Source organism: Staphylococcus canis (genome assembly GCF_016238445.1).
Classification (GTDB): domain Bacteria; phylum Bacillota; class Bacilli; order Staphylococcales; family Staphylococcaceae; genus Staphylococcus; species Staphylococcus canis.
In genome coordinates this window covers 14,972-36,107 of sequence record NZ_JABANU010000023.1, presented here as the reverse complement: position 1 = coordinate 36,107, position 21,136 = coordinate 14,972, and the positions used below count along the sequence as shown (strand labels likewise).

Sequence of the window (21,136 nt, the reverse complement as noted above, 5' to 3'; positions counted from 1 at the left end):
TAACCAAGTTGCCCGCTTTTGTATTCTTGTAATATTTTAAGTTTGAAATCTAAACTATAACTTTTATTCATAATTAAACACCCCAAAAGTTGAATTTTGTAGGTTCAACTTTTGGGGTGCAGTACAGTTTGCTATTTATAGTATTATTGATTTATTTTGTGAAGAATTTAAAAAAAGTGAAACCATAGAATAACTTCGTTCAGCTTCTTATTGCTATCAAATGAGTAAAGCGAGAAGTTTGAGGAAAGCGAAATTTTAAGGGAAAAGATTAGTTAAATCTAAACCGATTAGATTAGGTCTATTAAACGTTAGAAAACTATATAAATATTACAAGAGCTAGAGAGACTCTTTGTCAACGTCGGTTGTTGACGACAAAACGTACTAAGTTGCTATTTTTAGTGACTTGGTACGTTTTTATATTTCTATACAACCATTCTTAAAATGATTAATAATATGATTTTTAATTATAAATAGTTAATAACATGCAAGTAAAAAACATTCGATATGTGCGTCTGAATTTAAAGTAGGACTTTTACAAAAAGTTTATTAAAATGCTTATTTAATTCCAGGTAATCGAAATTTTTCGATACTAAATAAAGGTATTTGCGTAAGTTCCCAATTTGTTAAATAGTGCAAATGCACTATAATTAATCTATTAAGATACGTCAATAAATATTAACATATCTTAATGGATTATTGATATAATAGTTTCTATTTTTATCTTAATTAAAGTGTTATAACATGTAAATATAAGTTATGAACTATTATTACACATTTGAAAGTAATTTACTTTTATAAAAATGTGCATAAGAACAAATAAGAAAATCAGGTATTAGATATAATAACGATAACCACGCTTTTTTTAAGTTTTTTTCATAGATAAAACATTTAAAAATATAAAAATCTATTACTTTTGAAAGTAAAGTGTATTATAGTATATATAGAACAATATTTTTACAACTATATATAAGGAGAATTTAAATGATGGAAAAGAGAAAGCGAAAAAATAATCGTTTAGATTTTTTACCGAATAGAGCAAATAAATACTCTATCCGACGTTTTACAGTTGGCACCGCATCAATACTCATTGGTTCCACATTGATTTTTGGAATTAATAATGACGTTAAAGCAGCTGAAGAAACTGAACTTGAAACAACAATTAAAGAAGAAACTTCAGATGAATCACAACCTAATGAAACTGAAAGCAATGTAGAATCAAACGAGCTTGAATCTAAAAATACTTTAACAGAAGATCCAAGTAGTGAAGAAATTCAAAGTTTACAGGAGATAAACGAACCTTCTGAGGAAAGTCAGGTACCTAAAGAAGAAACAGTTGAATCAAACACTCCTGAGTCTTCATTAGAACAACCACAAGTTGAACAAAATAATAAAATAGATGAACCTTCATCAGAACAAGATACTACTCATAACGAGACATCTCAATTGGAAAAGCCTTCTGTTGAAGTATCTATTGAACCAGAAAGTTCAAATCCAGTAGGTCATAAAGAAGCCTCAGAAGCTCAAGAACCAGAAGCTTCTAATAAGAGTCAAACCTTTAGTGAAGATCTAACTTCCGATAAAAACACAACGCAAAGCTCAACAGGTATTAGTAAGGAAAGTAATTTACATACTCCAAATACAACTGAGACTCAAAAACAAAATACTACGCAATCATCACCTCAAGTTGATTCCAAAGAAATTGATAGTACAAATCATAAAGTCGATGATACTACAATCGATACTTTAAGAAATAATGTTAATACCGCTCAATCAAACGATGAAAAGTTAGATTATGTTAAAGATTATATCGATAATAATACGAATCTTGATACTGCAAATATTGACAGTATGTTAACGGACCTTGATATTGACTTTACAGACAGTCGTAATCAAGAATTATTATTAACTTTAGTACAAGATTTCGTAAATGAACAAAATGCATCCAACCCTAATGCTGTTAATTTAAGATCTAGAAATACCGCTTTAACGAATGAAGATTCTATAGCGCTATTCAATGCTATGACAAGTAATGTTCAGCTTTTAGCAGCAGCTGATAGTAATGCTACAACTGGCCAAGATGTAAGTGATCAACTCATCATTAATAACTCTAATTTTACCGTAGACCCAGATGGTAATGGCATTGTTAAAGACTCTGTAGATGATCAATTCCACTTAAATATGAATATTTCAGTGCCAGATAGTGTTAAAGCTGGGGATTATTTTGATGTGAAGTATTCTGATAACATTACAATCAGTCAATTAAACCCTAATGACAAAACAAATGGTGGTAGACCATATTTAGCACCAGACGGAGATAAAATGACTGCACTTGCATATATAACTGATAATAGAGAGGCGGGTTACATTAGATACACGTTTACGGATTACGTAGATAGATATAATAATGTATCGCTAAACTTAGAGTATAATCATCAGTTAAATACAGCAAAAGTACCTAAGGAAGGACCTCAAACATTTGAATATCAAATAGGTAATACAACGATAAGCGATCAAGCAAATGTTCAACTAGGAACATATGTTGAAAATGGTAATTTGAACGTTGGTAGCCGTTTTAATTACGTTAAAGATGGTAAGGAATATCAACAAACATTTTACGTAAACCCATTGAAAAATCAAATAACGAATGGGAAATTCCATATATTTAGTCCGAAAAATAGTGTAGCTCAATTAACTCAAGACGTATCAAACATTAAAATTTACAAAGTTCCTCAAGGTTATGAACTAAGCAAAAACTTCTATCCAAACGTATCAGAACTACAAGATGTTACATCTAATTATCAAGTTGCTTTTACAAAACAAGGTAAACAAGCTGATATCAACTTCGGTAATTTCTCAGATGCATATGTTGTTGTGGTAACAAGTGAAACAGCACCTACAACAGACAGTACTGCCTCTCTAATTGAATTTGGTATTTTAGAAGATGGTACCAAAAAAGTTGAAAAAGGTAATGGTATTCAAGTAGTTGGAGGTACTGGCGCAGGTAGTGGATCAGTGCCAACATATAAACTTGGAGACTATGTATGGGAAGATGTCGATAAAGATGGTATCCAAGGTACGGATAAGAATGAAAAGCCAATCCAAGGTGTAGAAGTCATTTTAAGAAATGCGAATAAAGAAGAAATTGCACGAACAACAACAGATGCTCAAGGTTATTATGAATTCACAGGCTTAACAAATGGAAATTACGAAGTCGAGTTCATAAAACCAAAAGGATACGAAGAAACACTAATCAATCAGGGTCAAGACACAGCAAAAGATTCAGAAGCTTCAACAGTACAAGTCACGATCCAAGATGCAGACAACATGACAATTGACAAAGGTTACTATAAACCAACATATAAACTAGGAGACTATGTATGGGAAGATGTCGATAAAAATGGTATTCAAGGAACAGATGAGAACGAAAAACCAATCCCAGGTGTCGAAGTGATCTTAAGAGATGAAAATGGAAAAGAAATTAAACGAACAACAACAAATGCCGAAGGCTATTACGAGTTCACAGATTTAACAAATGGAAAATATCAAGTTGAATTCGTAAAACCAGAAGGATATGAAGAAGCTCCAACAAATCAAGGTGAAGACGAAGCGAAAGACTCAAATGAGTCAGTTGTAAACGTCACAATCCAAGATGCGGACAACATGACGATTGACAAAGGTTATTATGAAATAGATGAAACTGACGCGGATGCTGACGCAGATGCAGATGCTGACGCCGATGCGGATGCTGATGCCGACGCTGACGCAGATTCTGATGCGGATGCTGACGCCGATGCAGATGCTGACGCCGATGCAGATGCTGACGCCGATGCAGATGCTGACGCCGATGCAGATGCTGACGCCGATGCAGATGCTGACGCAGATGCAGATGCGGATGCTGATGCGGATGCCGATGCGGATGCTGACGCCGATGCGGATGCCGATGCCGATGCTGATGCGGATGCCGACGCTGACGCTGACGCAGATGCCGATGCAGATGCTGACGCCGATGCAGATGCTGACGCCGATGCAGATTCTGATGCGGATGCTGACGCCGATGCGGATGCTGACGCAGATGCGGATGCTGACGCAGATGCGGATGCTGACTCGGATGCCGATGCCGACGCAGATTCTGATGGAGATGCAGATAAAGCATTACCTGAAACAGGTGGACAAAGTAATCAAAACACTACACTTTTTGGTTCATTATTATCAGCTTTAGGATTATCATATTTTGTAAGACGTCGTCGTAAAGAAGATAAATAAATAGTTATAAAATAGTAATTTGTGTTATACAACCATTATATGTTTGCTCTGAGGTGCCAATTAATGGCGCCTCATGAGTAAATATATATCGTTAATATGCTTAAACTGATCATGCTACTTTGATTAAAGTTAAGTTTTATTAATTTTCTATACATATTTAAAGTTGTTAAATTAGGTGAGAAGATAATGAAAGATATCAATGAGGTTTTAAATTATGTTCAAAAAATAAAAGAACGAGAGCAGTTTGAACAATTATTTATCAGTGTTGGTAATGAACATTTTAAAGCACGAGTTAAACATTTTAATTCGGATAATTATCTAATTCAAAATATAGAAAAATTTATACGATCATATGAAAAAAAAGCAACCAACTTTCCAAGATGGGTAAAAATTGATATCGTTACACATACTAAAAGTGTTAACTTTGATGTGTTGTTAAAGGAAATGATTCAGAAGAGACGAAATTATATTGATTATGGCGTATCCTTTGATTCATCATTTCGCTTAAGCTTTTTGCCAGAAGAAATAAATGCGAATGCTTTTATCAAGCCTGAAAAAAAGAATGCTAATGAATTAGTACTGTCCGATCATAATATTAATCATTATTTAAAGCATTATACATCTCATATAAAGAAGTTTAAGCAATCCGATTATACAGGTAAGCAAGTGATTCAGTTTTGGACGCGTAGTTATTTTATAGAAGATGAAAATGTTTACGTACTCCATGATACAGGAAGTCAGAAAGGATTAAGAGTGGTCAATGATTTAAGTAGTGAAGTTGACCACATGATTATGACGAGTACAGAATATCTTAAAAATGAGATACAACCTAATGGGAAATATCATTACGGGTATTTTTCACATTTTGATAGAGAAATTCATTTTTATAATATCCTAAGGCATTGTTCATCAACATATGCGTTAACAGAAGGGTTATCTTATTTAGGGGCAAGTTTAGATATTGTTAAAAGAGCGCTTCAGTATGTTATGAACAATGCGCTATTTTATTATAATGATGTCGCATATATATTTGATGATACACGTGATATTAATGAGATAAAACTGGGACAAAATGCAGCATTTATTTTCGCAGCGTGTGAATATTTAAAGCATCATCCTGAAGAAACTTCACTTTTAAAAATTGCTCAAGACGTCGCAAAAGGGATATTATCTATGATTAATCATAATACAATGGATACAATACATGTATTGAATTATCCTGACCTTTCTATAAAGGAATCGTTTCGTATTATTTATTATGATGGGGAAGCTGCACTTGCTTTACTTAGACTCTATCAAATAGATGGTAATGAGATTTGGTTAAATACAGTTGAAAAATTAGTTGAACGTTTTATTGCGCAATCTTATTGGAAACATCATGATCATTGGATTGGATATTGTGTCAATGAGCTAGTGCAAATCAAACCTAAAAAGACTTATTTTGAACTTGGTATTCGAAATGCATCGAGTTATTTAAATTATATATATCATCGTGAAACAGCTTTTCCTACTTTTTTAGAAATGCTTATGGCAACGTATCATTTAATTCAAAAAGCGAAAGAAGAGGGATACACTGCATTAGTTGACTCGCTCATTGATGAAGGTCAACTTATAGATACGATTCATAAACGAGCAGACTATCAAAGAACAGGCTATTTTTATCCTGAGCTTGCAATGTATTTTAAAAATCCAAAACGAATTTTAGGTAGTTTCTTTATTAAACATCATGGGTATCGTGTAAGAATTGATGATATTGAACATTATTTATCAGGGTATATTCAATACCAGCAAGTATTTAAGTCGTCATTTTAAGGAGGTGGATCAAATGACTGAAAAAAAAGGAACAATTTCTGGTAAAGTTGTGGAATCAGCAGATAAAAAAATTAAAGGTACTGTAAAAGAACAAAAAGAGAATAAATAGTGTATTAAAAAAGATTGGGCATAAGCATTGGTGTTGTATCATAAATGCTTACCCAATCTTTTTATTTCATCAAGTTTTAAAAGTTAGTCAACGTATTTCTCTTCTGAATTTTCTTCATCGTCTAAAGTATAGTCATATGTTTCATCATCAGTGCTGCTAAGATAATCCTCATCACTATCCATATCTTCAATCATAATATCCATCTCTTCAGTGCTTGACTCATCATAAATTGAATCTTCTTCTCCATTTTCCACACGTAAAGAGCTTTCATAAGCATCCATAGCAGAACCTTCCATAACATTGCCTTGTGGAATAACCCCATTTGCTACTGCACTATTATAGGCTTGAATTTTTTCTATTTCAGTAAAATTGCCTTGTAGTACATTGATTAAAGTTACTTCGTTGTAATATTAGTTAAATCGATATTTGCTAGTAATACATCGCCGTCACTGCTATCCTCTTCTGCATTGACAGGAGTAATATCAGATGAATTTTGACTGTTTGAAGTGTTTTGACCAGCTTGGTTTAGTGCTACCGTGTTGTTACTGTTTTCTCCATTCTTATTAAATTTGTGTAAACCTGTATTTTGTTCGGATTTTGAATTACTTGGCCCACAGACTGTTAAAGACAAAGACAAAATTAATAAAATCGATAGTATTTTTTTCATAATGTTACCCCTTTTGTTAGTTTCAAAAATATAGCATCAAGAAACTAATATTTTATTTTTTATCGCTTTAATTATAACATGACAAAATTTTATTTAGTACAACTATTTAGAGGATTTTGTACCTTTTAATAGATGTTTAACTCTTTTTTTATTATGAAAGGTCTAATGATTGCATTTAAATGCAAGTTACTTTCTTAAAGATTATAATAGTATTAAAAAGAATTTTAGGAGGATTCATATGGAACATTGGCTCGTTACTCAAGCGCGGCGCAATCCTGACAAAATAGCGATTGAAACAGAGACAAAACAAGTCACATTTAAACAGCTATTAAACATTGCGCTTGAGAAGGGTGCGGCATTAAAATCATTAAATCAAAATAGAATAGGGTTATATATTAACAATTCAATTGAATCTTTAATTCTGATTCATAGTGCATGGTTATATAATATTGAGATTGCTTTGATTAATAATCGTTTAACACAATCAGAAATTGAAAAACAAATGCGCTCTATAGAAGTAGATACTATCGTTACAACTCAAACTATCGAATTATTACCGTTTTTTAATATTATTCATTTCGATTCTTTAATTTCGAATCCATTAAATGATTTTGAACCTCATCTGATGCAATCGGAACAACAAATTGCATCTATAATGTTTACATCTGGAACAACTGGTGTTCAAAAAGCAGTTCCACAAACATTTCTTAATCATCGTGCAAGTGCTGAAGGATGTCAACGGAGTTTAGGTTTTGATGCGTCTACACGTTGGTTACTGGTTTTACCGCTATACCATATCTCAGGATTAAGTATTGTTTTACGTAGTCTCTTAACAGGGTTTACAGTTTATTTAATGAAGAAATTTGATGCTGAACAAGTACTTAAGACGATTGAATTAAAACAGATTACACATTTATCACTTGTACCGCTCACTCTAATGAGACTTATTGACCAAGGGCTTAAAGAACCTTTTCAACTTGAGAAAATATTACTGGGAGGGGCTAAATTAAGTGAAACGTTTGTGAATTTGAGTCTTAAGTATCATTTACCTATCTATAATTCTTTCGGGATGACAGAAACGTGCTCACAATTTTTAACTGCTTCCCCTGAAATGCTTAAGTTACGTCCTAGTACTGTAGGACAAGCCACTGAAGATGTTCAATTAAAAATCGTGAATCCGAATGAAGTAGGCCATGGTGAACTCTGCCTTAAAGGAGCAAATGTAATGGATGGCTATCTATATCCAAAATCATCTAATCAAGATGCCTTTGATGAAGCGGGGTTTTTCCATACTGGTGACATTGCAAGCATCGATCACTTGGGATATGTAACCATTTATGATAGACGTAAGGACTTAATTATTAGTGGTGGCGAAAACATTTATCCAAATGAAATTGAAAATGTCGCAAAAACGCATCCTAATATTGTTGATGCAATGTGTGTTGGAATTAAAGATACTACATGGGGACAACGTCCAAAACTATATCTCGTAGCTACAGAAAAAATTAATGATATTGAAGGATTTTTAGCAGAAAGATTAGCAAAATATAAATTACCTGTAGCAATAGACTATGTCCAACAATTACCTTATACAAGTACCGGAAAACTGAAACGAGGTATTTTGAAAGGTGATACAAAATGATATTAAAAGCAATTCGATTTTATAAGTATGAACCAATGTTTAAACACCCAATTGTTACGCCTAAAGTTGAACTTGTATCACGGCAAACATTAATGATAGCTTTAGTAGATGAAAACAATAGAGCATGGTTTGGAGAATGCAATGCTTTTGAAACGGATTGGTATCATTTTGAAACGATAGATTCTGTATACCATACACTAAAAAAATGGTTTGAGGAAGTCAAAGATACAGAGATTGTTTCGTTTGAATCGGCACAAAATATAGCGACTTCATTGAAAGACTATCCAGCAGCTCGCGCAACAGTCATGATGGCTTTTTATCAAATGTTTCATCAGCTTACATCATTTCAAGTTGAGATGACAGCCACTATTAACGGAGATTTAAATCAACGTATTGTTCATCTCAATCATCCAGGTCGTATTAAATTGAAATGGAATGACGATATAATGAATCAAGTTAAATGGATAAGTCAATTGTATCCAGAAATACCACTATCTATAGATGCAAACCAAAGTTTAAACTCTGAAGATTATATAACGTTACAAACATTGAAACAGTATCATATGGCTTTTATTGAAGAACCATTTCTTGATTATGAAGGCATTCAACATCAATATGAAGGTCCACCTATAGCACTAGACGAAAAAGCTACTGATTATGATGCGATTATTGATTTAATCCATCGATATCCAATTGAAGTCGTTGTTATTAAACCTTTTCGGCTTGGAGGAATAGATATTGCGCTTAAACTGATACAAGAATTACAACGTAAACAGATAAAAGTTGTAGTAGGAGGTATGTATGAATTGGGATTAAGTAGATACTTTACAGCGTATTTAAGTCAATTTGGAGATTTTGCAGGTGATATTACACCGATGGGTTATTATTATGATGAAGATATTGTTCAAAACTCAGGGATTCTTGAAAATGGTAAGTTAACGTTTCATCAACCCATTGTTAATACAACGTTATTACAACAAATAAAAGTATAACAATGGGTGTAAATGACAAGTAATTGTAATACATTATGAATGTTTTTTATCTTTTTTAATAGGAACTGGATCAAATCCGCCCTTATGAAAAGGATGACATTTTAAAATACGCTTAAGTCCAAGCCAACTTCCTTTTATTGCGCCATGAACTTGTATTGCTTCTAATGTATAATTTGAACAAGTTGGGTAAAATCGACAAGATGGTGGAGTTAAAGGTGATATAAAACGTTGATAGATTCGAATTAATCCAATAAATATAGTTTTCAAAATATGCCTCCTCAGTTAGGTTAAATATATTGTAACACAGATAGGAAGGGAGAAAAATTTGTGAATTTCATAGACGCACACCAACAGTCAGTTGAGCTTACATTTAAATCAAATGGCGATCAACGTGATGGGGATCATGTATTAGCATTACCTATCTTTAAAAATCAATTGTTGTTTACACAACATCGAAAAAGAGGCATTGAATTTCCAGGGGGTAAAAATGAAGCTGAAGAAACAAGTGAGCAAGCTTTAAAACGTGAGCTTTATGAAGAAACTGGCGCACGATTTCAATATGCTTATTACATCGCTCAATACGATGTCCAAGGTCTCACACATTCTTTTAGAAAAGACGTTTATGTCGTCATTGTTGATGAAATTGAACAGAAAGTAGACTATTTAGAGACAAATGGGCCGATATTATTTGATTCTATTGAAGCAATTCCTGACAGTAAAAAGAGTTTCTTATTGAAAGATAAAGCGATTTTAAAATGTGTAGAAAGGATGATGGAACTTGGCTTTTATCAGCAGTAAACGTATGCCGTCTGACCTAAGTACACATAATGTTGAAGAATGGGTATATGAAGTAGATAATTTAGCAGTTAGAGGGCTTTGTGTCATCCCCAAAAAAAAGAAACAGATTGAACGAATTGTCGTTTATTTAAGAGGAGGTAAAGGTCAAGTTGGTCGCGTACAGTTAGCACGATTACTTCAATTTATTACACCACATACTGTGGTATTTGCTCCATATTATAGAGGAAGTAATGGAAGTGAAGGTAGAGATGATTTTGCAGGACAGGATCTTCGAGATGTTGAAGTAGCAGTAGATGTATTAAAATCTCAATTTCCAAATTCGTATCTGCATTTGATTGGCTTTTCTCGAGGAGGCATTCAAGGGTTATTAACCTTTCAATCTGTTAAGGCCGATAGTTATATCATTTGGGGAGGAGTTACGGATCTCCACCTTATGTATGAAGAACGCGTAGACTTACGAGGTATGTTGAGACGGATGGTAGGTCATCCTAATAAAAATCATCAAGCTTATGAAGCTCGAAATGCGATTAAACTTATCAATGCATCATCACCACCAATTTTAATTGTGCATGGTAAAGAGGATGTGCAAGTCGGTATTCATCAAGCCTACTTTTTAGAAGAACATCTCAAAAAAGTAGGAGCAACATTTGAGACGTTTTATCAAAATAAGGAGGGCCACGTACCACGACCTCCTCAAATGAAAGAAACTTTAGCTAAAATACATCAGTGGATGCAAAATGTTGAAGAGACCTCACCTTAAATGCCTGGAACTAAAAATACTGGAACATGCCAACAATATGTGACATGTTCCAGTATTTGCTTCAGATTTATAAACTTAATCAAATTAAGCTTTAAATCCACCTTTTTCTTCAAGGTGTTGTGTATCTTCACCGAACTTTTTGAAGTTTTTGCGGAAACGTTCTACAAGATCGTGAGCTTGTTCGCGATATGCATCTTTATCTGACCATGCATTGATAGGTTTTAAAATTGTTGTTGGCACGTCTTCAATAGATGTAGGAATACTTAATCCAAAAATTTCATCTTTTTCAAAAGGTACATCTTTAAGTTTTCCTTTGATCGCGTCGTTAACCATTTTACGTGTATATTTTAATTGAATACGGTTACCTTCACCGTATTTACCACCTGTCCATCCTGTATTTACAAGATATACATCAACTTCATGTTTGTCGATAAGTTCACCGAGTAAATCAGCATAGACTTTTGCATTTAAAGGAAGGAACGGCGCTCCGAAACATGTAGAGAATGATGGAACAGGTTCAGTAATACCACGTTCAGTACCAGCAACTTTAGAAGTGAATCCACTTAAGAAGTGATACATAGCTTGATCTTTCGTTAATTTTGAAATCGGTGGTAATACTCCAAATGCATCAGCAGTTAGGAAAATGATAGTATTTGGATGTGATGCTTTTGATGGTGTTACGATATTATCGATATGATGAATAGGGTACGCTGCACGTGTGTTCTCAGTATAACGATTATCATCAAAATCTACATAACCATGTTCATCCACAACTAAATTTTCAAGTACTGTACCATAACGGATTGCATTAAAAATTTGTGGTTCTTTTTCTTCTGATAAGTGAATTGCTTTCGCATAGCATCCACCTTCAATATTAAATACACCATTTTCATTCCATCCGTGTTCGTCATCACCAATAAGTTTGCGCTCTGGATCGGCTGATAATGTTGTTTTACCAGTGCCTGATAAACCAAAGAATAATGCAACGTCTCCTTTATGACCGACGTTTGCTGAGCAATGCATACTCATAATGTCACGTTGAGGTAATAAGTAGTTCATAACTGAGAAAATTGATTTTTTCATTTCACCAGCATACTCAGTACCGCCAATTAATACAATTTTATGTTTGAATGATACAATGACAAACGTTTCAGATCTTGTACCGTCTTTTTCAGGATTAGCCTTAAAAGTAGGTGCTGAGATAATAGTGAAATCAGAACGGATTTTACGTGCTTCCTCAATTGAACTAGGGCGGATGAACATATTTTGTGCAAATAGATTATGCCATGCGAATTCATTCACCACTGTTAATTCAAGTTGAGAGTCTTTGTCGCTTCCTGCATATCCGTTAAATACAAATAATTCATCTTTTTGATCTAAATATTCAATAACTTGATAGTATAAGTTTAGAAATTTCTCTTCTGAAATCGGTTGATTAATTGTTCCCCAATCAATATCATCTTTAACTTGTGGATTATCTACAATGAATTTATCTTTTGGAGAACGCCCCGTATATTCCCCAGTTTTAGCATTAATTGCACCAAATTCAGTTAATTCCGCTTCATCTCTTTTTAAAATTTTGTTATACAGTTCAGTAGTTGTGAGTTGAAAGTGTGATGTAGGCTTGCTAATTAATGCATCCATTTCTTTCGTATCAAATGACATGATGTACCCCTCCAAATAATTATTCGTTAAATGTAAGCCTTTACAGTTAAAAAGTATAACATATTCGATACATAATCCCCATAGTTAAAAGGTAAAAAATATAAATGACTTTACTTACTAAGAGTAATCTTAAAACAAATTGACATATGTATTTCTGATATTGTAATATGGAAATAACGGATTCTCTTATCCTGAGTGGTGGAGGGACATGGACCCAATGAAACCCAGCAACCTCTTTTTACAAAGAAAGGTGCCAAACCGTTTGCAGACGTATAATGTCTGAACGATAAGAGCGAATGGACGTTATGAGCCTTCACTCTATTGTACTAGTTGTGAAAGGCTTTTTTTATTGAGCTCAGATAAAGAGAATGTTCGTAATAAATTTTAAAGGAGCATACTATGACGACTAATAGACGTTTATTTACATCAGAATCGGTAACTGAAGGTCATCCAGACAAAATTGCCGATCAAATTTCAGATGCAATTTTAGATGAAATTTTAAAAGGAGATCCAAATGCACGAGTTGCTTGTGAAACAACAGTAACAACAGGTATGGCTTTGATTTCTGGAGAGATTTCAACTTCTACATACGTAGATATTCCGAAAGTAGTACGCGAGACGGTTAAAGGAATTGGGTACACACGTGCCAAATATGGATATGATTTTAAAACTATGTCTGTATTAACAGCTATAGATGAACAATCACCAGATATTGCACAAGGTGTGGATCGTGCACTTGAGTATCGTGATGAAAACAATGAAGAATTGTTAAATACTGGTGCAGGGGACCAAGGTTTAATGTTTGGTTATGCGACTAATGAAACTGAATCGTATATGCCACTGCCAATCGATTTATCTCATAAATTAGCTAAACGTTTATCGGAAGTTAGAAAAGATGAAACGTTGGATTATTTACGTCCTGACGGAAAAGTTCAAGTGACAATTGAGTACGATGAAAAAGATCAACCTTTAAGAATTGATACTATTGTTGTGTCTTCACAACACCATGAAGAAATCGAACTTGAGGATATACAACGCGATATTAAAGAACATGTGATTTATCCAGTGATTGATCAACAGTTATTAGACGATGACACAAAGTTCTTTATTAACCCAACAGGTCGCTTTGTTATCGGTGGGCCTCAAGGTGATGCTGGTTTAACAGGGCGTAAAATTATAGTAGATACGTATGGCGGATATGCACGACATGGTGGCGGAGCATTTTCAGGAAAAGATCCTACAAAAGTAGACCGTTCTGGCGCATATGCTGCACGTTATGTTGCTAAAAATATTGTCGCAGCAGGCTTAGCTGATAAATGTGAAGTACAATTAGCGTATGCTATTGGTGTAGCACAACCAGTCTCTATTGCAATCGATACATTTGGTACAGGCATTGTGGATGAAAGTACCTTAATTGATGCAGTACGTAATAATTTCGACTTACGTCCAGCAGGCATTATCAAAATGCTTGATTTACAACGTCCAATCTATAAGCAGACAGCTGCATATGGACACTTTGGACGTCACGATATCGATGTACCTTGGGAGCAAATTGATAAGGTAGAATTACTTAAAAAGGCAGTAAAGATAAATTCCTAGAGTTAAAAGCTAAGAAAGTATCGATTAATCCATCATTTTCTAATATAATAGGATATTAGAGATTAAGTAGATAAAAGGAAGGTAATTGACAAATGACACAGTTTGGTCCAATGGAGATTGGTTTATTTGCAGCAATAGCGCTTGCATTACTATTCTTGATATTATTTCTTGTCGCTTTAAATAGTAAGAAAAAAGCACAGCAAAACTTTACAAATCAACTTGAAACAAAACAAGAAAAACTCAATTCTGAACATCATGAAGCATTAGAAAAAATGCGCATTGAGAAGAAAAAATCAGATACTAAACACAAGCAAGAATATGAAACGATGGTGTCTTCTAAGGATCGTGAAATAGATGCTTTAAAGTTATTTTCAAAAAATCGTAGTGAATATGTAACGGATATGCGTTTGTTAGGAATTCGTGAACGCTTAGTCAATGAAAAGCGAATTCGACCTGAAGATATGCATATTATGGCTAATATATTCTTACCGAGTGAGGACCTGAAGGATATCACTAGAATTAGTCATCTTGTTTTAACGCGTACAGGGTTATATATTATTGATTCTGAAGTTTTAAAAGGGCATGTGTATCAAGGAATAAGTCAAAACCAATTCTCAGAAAATCCAATGATGTCACAAGTTTTTAAAACATTGAATCTTGATGTGACAGCGCCTCAAACTTTAGTACTTGATGAAAGCGACCATGACAAACATCGTTTATCAATCAAAGACTATACAGATCGTCTAATTGATACCGAACACGTTGCGAAAAAGTTACAACAGGAACTTGATTTAAAATACACACCGACAACAATCTTATATTTCAATCCTAAAAATGATGGAGATGTTACGATTTCAAGTTACGCGCAACAAAGTCCGACTAAGGTACTTGTAGGTCCTGAACAATTAAATGAGTACTTTAATAAATTTGTATTCCATGGTCGAATTCAATATGATGTCGATACTTTACAACGTATTATGGATGAAATCGAATCATTTAATTAAACAATACTTTTTTGAAATACCTTTACATGAGTTTATTGTCATTGTAAGGGTATTTTTCGTATTATAGTTAATTATAGTCACTTTTTTTTGAAACAAGGTAAATTATTTTTAAAATAATTCTCTATCGTTTAATATTAATTTAGAAAAAATACTTTAGAGGAGTGAATCAATGTGAATATCAAATTCTATAATGGTAATGAAATGCCTCGAGTTGGTATTGGTACATTTCGTGTTGAAAATAATGATGACGCAAAAAATGCTGTGAAACATGCCATTAAAAGTGGATATCGTAGTATTGATACTGCAATGGTGTATCAAAATGAAGAAAAAGTAGGCGAAGGTATTCGAGAAGCATTAGAAGAAACAGATCTAAATCGCGAAGATTTATTCATTACATCAAAATTATGGTTATCAGATTATGGACGAGATAATGTTGAGACAGCGTATAAAGCTTCTTTACAGCGCTTAGGTCTTGATTACTTAGACTTATACCTCATGCATTGGCCTGGATTAGATGAATCACTTATGATCGAGACATGGAAGGGTATGGAAGACTTATATGAAAAAGAACTTGTTCGAAATATTGGTGTAAGTAATTTTAATGTAGAACATTTAGATACATTACTAGGTCAAGTTAAAATTAAACCTGTGATTAATCAAGTTGAATTTCATCCATACTTAACACAGTCTCGCTTGAAATCATATCTAGAAGCACAAAATATCCAAATGGAATCATGGTCTCCACTTATGAATGCTCAAATATTATCAGATGATGTGGTGAATTCAATTGCAGATGAGGTAAAAAAATCACCAGCTCAAGTGATTATTCGTTGGAACGTTCAAAATAATGTGGTAACAATTCCAAAATCTATTACACCTTCACGTATTGAAGAGAATTTAGATGTATTTGATTTTGAATTAAGCGAAGATCAAATGGAGCGTTTAAATCAACTCAATCAAGATAAACGTATTGGCCCAGATCCGTTAGAATTTGATGGTCAATAAGCTCATATCAATTTTAAGACCAAACGAACAGTATTTCTTATCGTTTGGTCTTTTTATGATTTATTCACAAAATGAAACCAATCCAACATAAAAGTAAGCAACCAATATATTGTAGTGAGGAGTAGAGTACAAATGAAACAAATTGGTGTTGTTTAAGCAATTGAACCATTTCTAAAGCTAATGTAGAAAATGTTGTAAATCCTCCTAAAAACCCTGTAATGAGAAATAAATTTAGCCACTGATGTTGCGCGATAAAGCCACTTAAAAAACTGATTAGAAAAGCTCCTAAAAAATTTACAACTAATGTACCCATTGGAAATTGAATGAATTTATATTTAAATGGTTGCAGTACATCTGATAGAAACAGTCTTAAAGATGCACCTAAACCGCCACCAATCATAATTAATATCAAAGTCATACTAAACCTCCCCTAACCGTATACCAATAAAACAAGCTGCAATGCCTATTATGTAACTCGTCAAAGCATAAATGAGTAACATTTCAATGTGATGGTGTTCGAGTAAAGTTACAAGTTCAAACTGAAAAGTTGAAAATGTGGTCAAAGCACCCATTAATCCAGTGGTGAGTCCTTTTTTTAAATATTGGGGGACTTGTATTCTTGATTTGAAAAATATTGTGAGGTAACCCATTAGAAAAGCACCAATTATATTGCATAAAAAAGTACCAATTGGAAAAAGGTGCCAATTTGGTAGAAAACTAATGGTATAGCGTAGTAATGCGCCTAACATAGCCCCTGTAAAAACAAAAATATATTTCAAATGATTCACCTCTTAGTTGTTTGGAGATGTGTTTTAAAGCTCCAAAATAATAATCTATGAAAAAATACCGAATGTAATCAATGCAGAAATAATATGAATTAAAATTACGAGCAATAAAATTATAGGTAGTGCACGTGCTGCTGTGTGAATCCAGTGTTTACGCTTAGGTAAATATTTAATGGCTCGATCGGCAAAAAATATTGCTAAAATAAGGATAATCGCGTTGATAACACTACTTAGAAAAATAAGTTTTATGATTGAAGTAACCCACATATTGAGTAAAGGATTGTGTGTATTAAAAATAAAACTAATTAATATTAAAATAATAGACAGATAGAAGTATTTTTTAGACTTGGACATAAACATCCTCCTTTCAATATCGTTTTTAATCATATCATATTTTGATATAGGCTGTAATACTTGATTAAGTGGGTAAAACGAGTGGAATAGAGCATTAAAACATTTTTGTTTTCGGTAGTATAAAGTGATTTTAGTCATTATAGGCTAATGAATAGCTTAAATCAGTAAAAAAATGTTATAACATTAATATAAATAGAAGACCTTGAAGGAGGCAAAATAAATGGCTAATTTAAATGTAAAAGTATTTGCGGATGGTGCAGATATTGAACAAATGAAAAAAGCATACCAAAACAAAGAAGTAGATGGTTTCACAACAAATCCTAGCTTAATGGCTAAAGCAGGTGTACAAGATTATAAACAATTTGCTAAAGAAGTTGTTGAAGCAATTCCTGATGCTTCAATTTCTTTTGAAGTGTTTGGCGATGACATGGAGACAATGGAGAAAGAAGCGGAAATCATTCAACAATTTGGTGAAAACATTTTTGTTAAAATTCCAATTGTAAATACAAAAGGCGAATCAATGATTCCACTTATTAAATCTCTATCAGCTAAAGATGTAAAATTAAATGTTACTGCTGTTTATACAATCGAACAAGTTAAAGAAATCACAGAAGCAGTTAAAGAAGGCGTGGAAACATACGTATCTGTTTTTGCAGGACGTATTGCCGATACAGGCGTTGATCCGCTTCCATTAATGAAAGAAGCAGTTGATGTGACACATAGTAAAAAAGGTGTTCAATTGTTATGGGCAAGTTGCCGTGAGTTATTTAATGTAATCCAAGCTGACGAAATCGGTGCGGATATCATTACTTGTCCAGCTGACGTTGTTAAAAAAGTACCTAACATCGGTCGTGACATTAATGAATTATCAGTAGATACTGTAAAAGGCTTTGCAAAAGATATTCAATCTTCAGGCTTAAGTATTTTATAAATGTGACGTAACAACACTAAAAGCATAATTTAATAGATAGGCTTAGTTTCTCTAAGCACAACACCACAACCTTCTTTATTGAATGTTGTGGTGTTTATATTATTGATAAGCATTATGATTTTATTTAAGAGCAATTAATGATGCTAAATGATGAGCGCTTTTCCATTTACTAACACATGTTGTATATGGAATTGGAACAATCAGTGATTGATTAGACTTAAAATGAAATTTTGTATGTGTTTTTAAAGAAGTTATTGAAACAACTTGATACATATTAATATAGTATTGTAATGATGCACGTCCAGACTGTAATGGGGTTAAGATGATAGAATCAGTAACAAAGATTGGAACCAAATGATGTGTTTGAATGAGTTCGCTTGCCAGATGTTGTTGACTGAGTAACTCTTTGTGATATTGGTTTAAAATTTGCTTGAGTAAATTTTTAATAGTCATTTGAGTATGGATTTGATAGTAGTCAAATTGTAACAGATACTTTGATTCTATATGTTCTGATGTTTTAATATAGAGTAGGTTTTCAAAAGTCTGAAGTTGCATATTCATAGTTGGCCTCCTATATGGTGTCTTTCATCATGTGCTTTAAGTAATATAAAGTTTCTCGTTTGTATTTTTTAATCGAGGTGCTAGATTTATTCATTTTTTGTTCAATTTCATTTTGTCGATAACCGAGACGATATAAAGCGAACCATTGTTGATAAGGATAAGGCAATCGTTTAACCAATTGATTGAGTGATAGCTGATTATCAAGATTACAACGTTGCTGTACTTTAGGTATTGGAATTTCATCTAAAGATAGGATGTCATGCGATTTTGAGTGCTTACGTAATAAATCGATAAGATAATATTTTAATCTATACTTATAGTAAGAACTTTCTTTATGAGTCGATGATGCTTGATAATTTCGAGATAATTCCCATAATCGTATGAGTAAACATTGATAATACTCTTCATAATTATACGTGATATGATATTGATGTAAAAGAAAGTGAATATAACGATGATACTTGGTGTATATTTTAAAAAATGTCACTTTAACAAACCTCTTTATTAAATTTGACCGGTCAAATTATTTATAGCACAATTAAAATATTGAGGCATTTCACATTTTATGATATTTTTAGTTTAACAAGATGGAAAATACAGTCATTACGTCCAATTTGTATAATGATTTTGAGTAATTATTAAAGTTTGTACATATTATTGAATGAATTGAGGAGGTTACAATGGATTACGAACACTTAAATATAGAACATTTTTTTGCGCGCAATGATGATTTAGACGTGATAAGAGACCGTGCGGAATTTGTTATGATTAATAATACGACGAAAGAAATGATGTATCGTGATGGTGAAGTGGAAGGTAAAATTGATTTAGCACGATATTATTATAAAAACCGTTCTCAAGCTATGAGTTTTATTATGATGGACTATCATTCTCCTAAAAAGTAATGAATTTATTTTACATATTCATTACTTCTTTTTTATGAATGTGTAACATTGTGATGTTCGAATTGTGAATATTGTGCGAAGGTGGTAAAATTTGTATTCAAGCAACATAAAATGAAATTGATCAATTATACGTAAGAGGTGTGTTTATGAGAAAGCACAAAAAAGGTTCCATTATTGCTGTAATACTTGCATTAGTCTTAACAGCAATTGTAGGATTTTTCTTTTTTAATATGATAAAAGATCAAATCATCTTTGAATCTGTAGATCAAGTTGAAAAAGTTGAAAAATTAAATGTAACCCTTGATGAAGCGGCAAAAAAGCAAATTGATAATTATACAAGCCAACAAGTGTCTAATAAAGATAACACAAATTGGCGCGATGCTTCAGATGGTGAAATTAAAGCGGCAATGGATAGTTCTAAATTTATGGATGATGACAAACAAAAGTATCAATTTTTAGATTTATCCCAATATCAAGGTATCGATAAAAATCGAATTAAACGTATGTTATATGACCATCCTACATTATTATCTCATACAGATGACTTTGTGGATGCAGCAAAAGAAAAGCATGTGAATGAAGTATACTTAATTTCTCACGCATTACTTGAGACGGGATCTGTGGTCTCTGAGTTATCAAATGGTGTAGAAATTGACGGGAAGAAATATTATAACTTCTATGGCGTAGGTGCTTTAGACGAAGATCCTATAAGAACAGGTGCAGAATATGCCAAGAAAAAAGGTTGGGATACACCGGAAAAAGCAATTAAAGGTGGCGCTGAATTCATTCATGAGCATTATTTATCAAATCCTAACCAAAACACGTTATACAGTATGAGATGGAATCCTAAAAATCCTGGAGAGCATCAATATGCAACGGATATCAATTGGGCGAAAAGTAATGCCACGTTAATTGCAGATTTTTATAAGGATATGAAAACAGAAGGTAAGTATTTTAATTGGTACGTGTATAAAGATGACAAGAAGCATATTGATGGTCATAATTATTAAAAATAATCAAATGATCCCACTTCATTTTTTATGAAGTGGGTCTTTTAGTGTGTTCGTGTTATTTGATATGATAAACATAAGTTAATATATTATTGTGCTTTATTTTTTCGACCTAAAGTAAAGAATAAAATGATTGTTGAAATGAAGACTTTTAATAGAAACTTAATCATTATGTGCCCCCTTAAATGGTAATTATGCTTTTATTTTAGCATAGACAATAACGAGATGTAATTACCGATAGGTTTGGCTTTAAATTCTAAACATTAGGGTATTT

General features: G+C 32.9%; 21 protein-coding genes and 1 riboswitch. Of the genes, 12 read left to right on the top strand and 9 right to left on the bottom strand.

Going from position 1 to position 21,136, the window contains the following annotated elements; genetic code table 11:
• The first annotated feature begins 984 nt into the window (after nucleotides 1-984).
• The gene (locus HHH54_RS08860) at nucleotides 985-4,263 is read left to right on the top strand and encodes an SdrD B-like domain-containing protein (RefSeq protein WP_198618481.1); all 3,279 of its coding nucleotides are present in this window, start codon (nucleotides 985-987) and stop codon (nucleotides 4,261-4,263) included.
• A gap of 186 nt (nucleotides 4,264-4,449) precedes the next feature.
• Nucleotides 4,450-6,075 carry a poly(glycerol-phosphate) alpha-glucosyltransferase gene (locus HHH54_RS08855; protein ID WP_198618480.1) on the top strand — a complete coding sequence of 542 codons (1,626 nt, stop codon included), beginning with the start codon at nucleotides 4,450-4,452 and terminating at the stop codon, nucleotides 6,073-6,075.
• A 192-nt stretch (nucleotides 6,076-6,267) separates the two neighbouring features.
• On the opposite strand, the gene HHH54_RS11550 is transcribed toward HHH54_RS08855, so the two are convergent.
• The gene (locus HHH54_RS11550; protein WP_432813806.1) at nucleotides 6,268-6,480 is read right to left on the bottom strand and encodes a hypothetical protein; all 213 of its coding nucleotides are present in this window, start codon (nucleotides 6,478-6,480) and stop codon (nucleotides 6,268-6,270) included.
• A gap of 98 nt (nucleotides 6,481-6,578) precedes the next feature.
• Nucleotides 6,579-6,851 (bottom strand): hypothetical protein, encoded by a 273-nt coding sequence (locus HHH54_RS11545; RefSeq protein ID WP_432813805.1) that lies wholly within the window; start codon nucleotides 6,849-6,851, stop codon nucleotides 6,579-6,581.
• 238 nt (nucleotides 6,852-7,089) lie between these two features.
• Between HHH54_RS11545 and menE the strand changes: the two genes are divergently transcribed.
• Both menE and menC read left to right on the top strand, forming a co-directional pair.
• Nucleotides 7,090-8,493 carry an o-succinylbenzoate--CoA ligase gene (gene menE / locus HHH54_RS08845; protein WP_198618479.1) on the top strand — a complete coding sequence of 468 codons (1,404 nt, stop codon included), beginning with the start codon at nucleotides 7,090-7,092 and terminating at the stop codon, nucleotides 8,491-8,493.
• Entirely contained in the window at nucleotides 8,490-9,485 is a 996-nt protein-coding gene (menC, locus tag HHH54_RS08840) for an o-succinylbenzoate synthase (protein ID WP_198618478.1), read from the top strand. Before menE ends, menC begins: the two co-directional genes overlap by 4 nt.
• 33 nt (nucleotides 9,486-9,518) lie before the next feature.
• Here the strand turns inward: menC and yidD are convergent, their stop codons facing one another.
• The gene (gene yidD, locus HHH54_RS08835) at nucleotides 9,519-9,752 is read right to left on the bottom strand and encodes a membrane protein insertion efficiency factor YidD (protein WP_198618477.1); all 234 of its coding nucleotides are present in this window, start codon (nucleotides 9,750-9,752) and stop codon (nucleotides 9,519-9,521) included.
• Between the two features lie 60 nt (nucleotides 9,753-9,812).
• Here yidD and ytkD point away from each other — a divergent pair, with 60 nt between their 5' ends.
• On the top strand, nucleotides 9,813-10,283 hold the full coding sequence (ytkD, locus tag HHH54_RS08830) for an RNA deprotection pyrophosphohydrolase (RefSeq protein WP_198618476.1): 471 nt from the start codon (nucleotides 9,813-9,815) through the stop codon (nucleotides 10,281-10,283).
• A complete protein-coding gene (locus tag HHH54_RS08825) occupies nucleotides 10,264-11,043 on the top strand; it encodes an alpha/beta hydrolase family protein (RefSeq protein ID WP_198618475.1) in 780 nt (259 codons plus the stop codon). The genes ytkD and HHH54_RS08825 overlap by 20 nt, the downstream gene beginning before the upstream one ends.
• Nucleotides 11,044-11,127: 84 nt before the next feature.
• On the opposite strand, the gene pckA is transcribed toward HHH54_RS08825, so the two are convergent.
• The gene (gene pckA, locus HHH54_RS08820; RefSeq protein ID WP_198618474.1) at nucleotides 11,128-12,708 is read right to left on the bottom strand and encodes a phosphoenolpyruvate carboxykinase (ATP); all 1,581 of its coding nucleotides are present in this window, start codon (nucleotides 12,706-12,708) and stop codon (nucleotides 11,128-11,130) included.
• 183 nt (nucleotides 12,709-12,891) lie between these two features.
• A riboswitch (SAM riboswitch) is annotated at nucleotides 12,892-13,001 on the top strand.
• A gap of 106 nt (nucleotides 13,002-13,107) precedes the next feature.
• On the opposite strand from pckA, the gene metK reads away from it, so the two are divergent.
• The 3 genes from metK to HHH54_RS08805 all read left to right on the top strand — a co-directional run bounded on the left by metK (nucleotide 13,108) and on the right by HHH54_RS08805 (nucleotide 16,316).
• The gene (metK, locus tag HHH54_RS08815; protein ID WP_198618473.1) at nucleotides 13,108-14,307 is read left to right on the top strand and encodes a methionine adenosyltransferase; all 1,200 of its coding nucleotides are present in this window, start codon (nucleotides 13,108-13,110) and stop codon (nucleotides 14,305-14,307) included.
• Between the two features lie 92 nt (nucleotides 14,308-14,399).
• Complete coding sequence (locus HHH54_RS08810) at nucleotides 14,400-15,311, top strand: nuclease-related domain-containing protein (protein ID WP_198618472.1); 912 nt, start codon at nucleotides 14,400-14,402, stop codon at nucleotides 15,309-15,311.
• Between the two features lie 201 nt (nucleotides 15,312-15,512).
• Nucleotides 15,513-16,316 (top strand): aldo/keto reductase, encoded by an 804-nt coding sequence (locus tag HHH54_RS08805; protein WP_198618482.1) that lies wholly within the window; start codon nucleotides 15,513-15,515, stop codon nucleotides 16,314-16,316.
• 64 nt (nucleotides 16,317-16,380) lie between these two features.
• Here HHH54_RS08805 and crcB (HHH54_RS08800) read toward each other — a convergent pair whose 3' ends face one another.
• The 3 genes from crcB (HHH54_RS08800) to HHH54_RS08790 are packed head-to-tail and all read right to left on the bottom strand — an operon-like array spanning nucleotide 16,381 to nucleotide 17,455.
• Nucleotides 16,381-16,734 (bottom strand): fluoride efflux transporter CrcB, encoded by a 354-nt coding sequence (gene crcB, locus HHH54_RS08800; RefSeq protein WP_198618471.1) that lies wholly within the window; start codon nucleotides 16,732-16,734, stop codon nucleotides 16,381-16,383.
• Between the two features lies 1 nt (nucleotide 16,735).
• Nucleotides 16,736-17,095, bottom strand: a complete 360-nt coding sequence (gene crcB, locus HHH54_RS08795; protein ID WP_198618470.1) for a fluoride efflux transporter CrcB — start codon at nucleotides 17,093-17,095, stop codon at nucleotides 16,736-16,738.
• 54 nt (nucleotides 17,096-17,149) lie between these two features.
• Nucleotides 17,150-17,455 carry a hypothetical protein gene (locus tag HHH54_RS08790; protein WP_198618469.1) on the bottom strand — a complete coding sequence of 102 codons (306 nt, stop codon included), beginning with the start codon at nucleotides 17,453-17,455 and terminating at the stop codon, nucleotides 17,150-17,152.
• A gap of 220 nt (nucleotides 17,456-17,675) precedes the next feature.
• Here HHH54_RS08790 and HHH54_RS08785 point away from each other — a divergent pair, with 220 nt between their 5' ends.
• Nucleotides 17,676-18,386, top strand: a complete 711-nt coding sequence (locus tag HHH54_RS08785; RefSeq protein ID WP_198618468.1) for a transaldolase — start codon at nucleotides 17,676-17,678, stop codon at nucleotides 18,384-18,386.
• A 120-nt stretch (nucleotides 18,387-18,506) separates the two neighbouring features.
• Here the strand turns inward: HHH54_RS08785 and HHH54_RS08780 are convergent, their stop codons facing one another.
• Both HHH54_RS08780 and HHH54_RS08775 read right to left on the bottom strand, forming a co-directional pair.
• A complete protein-coding gene (locus HHH54_RS08780) occupies nucleotides 18,507-18,947 on the bottom strand; it encodes a competence protein ComK (RefSeq protein ID WP_198618467.1) in 441 nt (146 codons plus the stop codon).
• 10 nt (nucleotides 18,948-18,957) lie between these two features.
• The gene (locus HHH54_RS08775; protein ID WP_198618466.1) at nucleotides 18,958-19,434 is read right to left on the bottom strand and encodes a sigma-70 family RNA polymerase sigma factor; all 477 of its coding nucleotides are present in this window, start codon (nucleotides 19,432-19,434) and stop codon (nucleotides 18,958-18,960) included.
• Between the two features lie 193 nt (nucleotides 19,435-19,627).
• Between HHH54_RS08775 and HHH54_RS08770 the strand changes: the two genes are divergently transcribed.
• Complete coding sequence (locus HHH54_RS08770) at nucleotides 19,628-19,852, top strand: hypothetical protein (protein WP_198618465.1); 225 nt, start codon at nucleotides 19,628-19,630, stop codon at nucleotides 19,850-19,852.
• A 146-nt stretch (nucleotides 19,853-19,998) separates the two neighbouring features.
• Nucleotides 19,999-20,862 carry a peptidoglycan release complex glucosaminidase SagB gene (sagB, locus tag HHH54_RS08765; RefSeq protein ID WP_198618464.1) on the top strand — a complete coding sequence of 288 codons (864 nt, stop codon included), beginning with the start codon at nucleotides 19,999-20,001 and terminating at the stop codon, nucleotides 20,860-20,862.
• The last annotated feature ends 274 nt before the right edge of the window (nucleotides 20,863-21,136 follow it).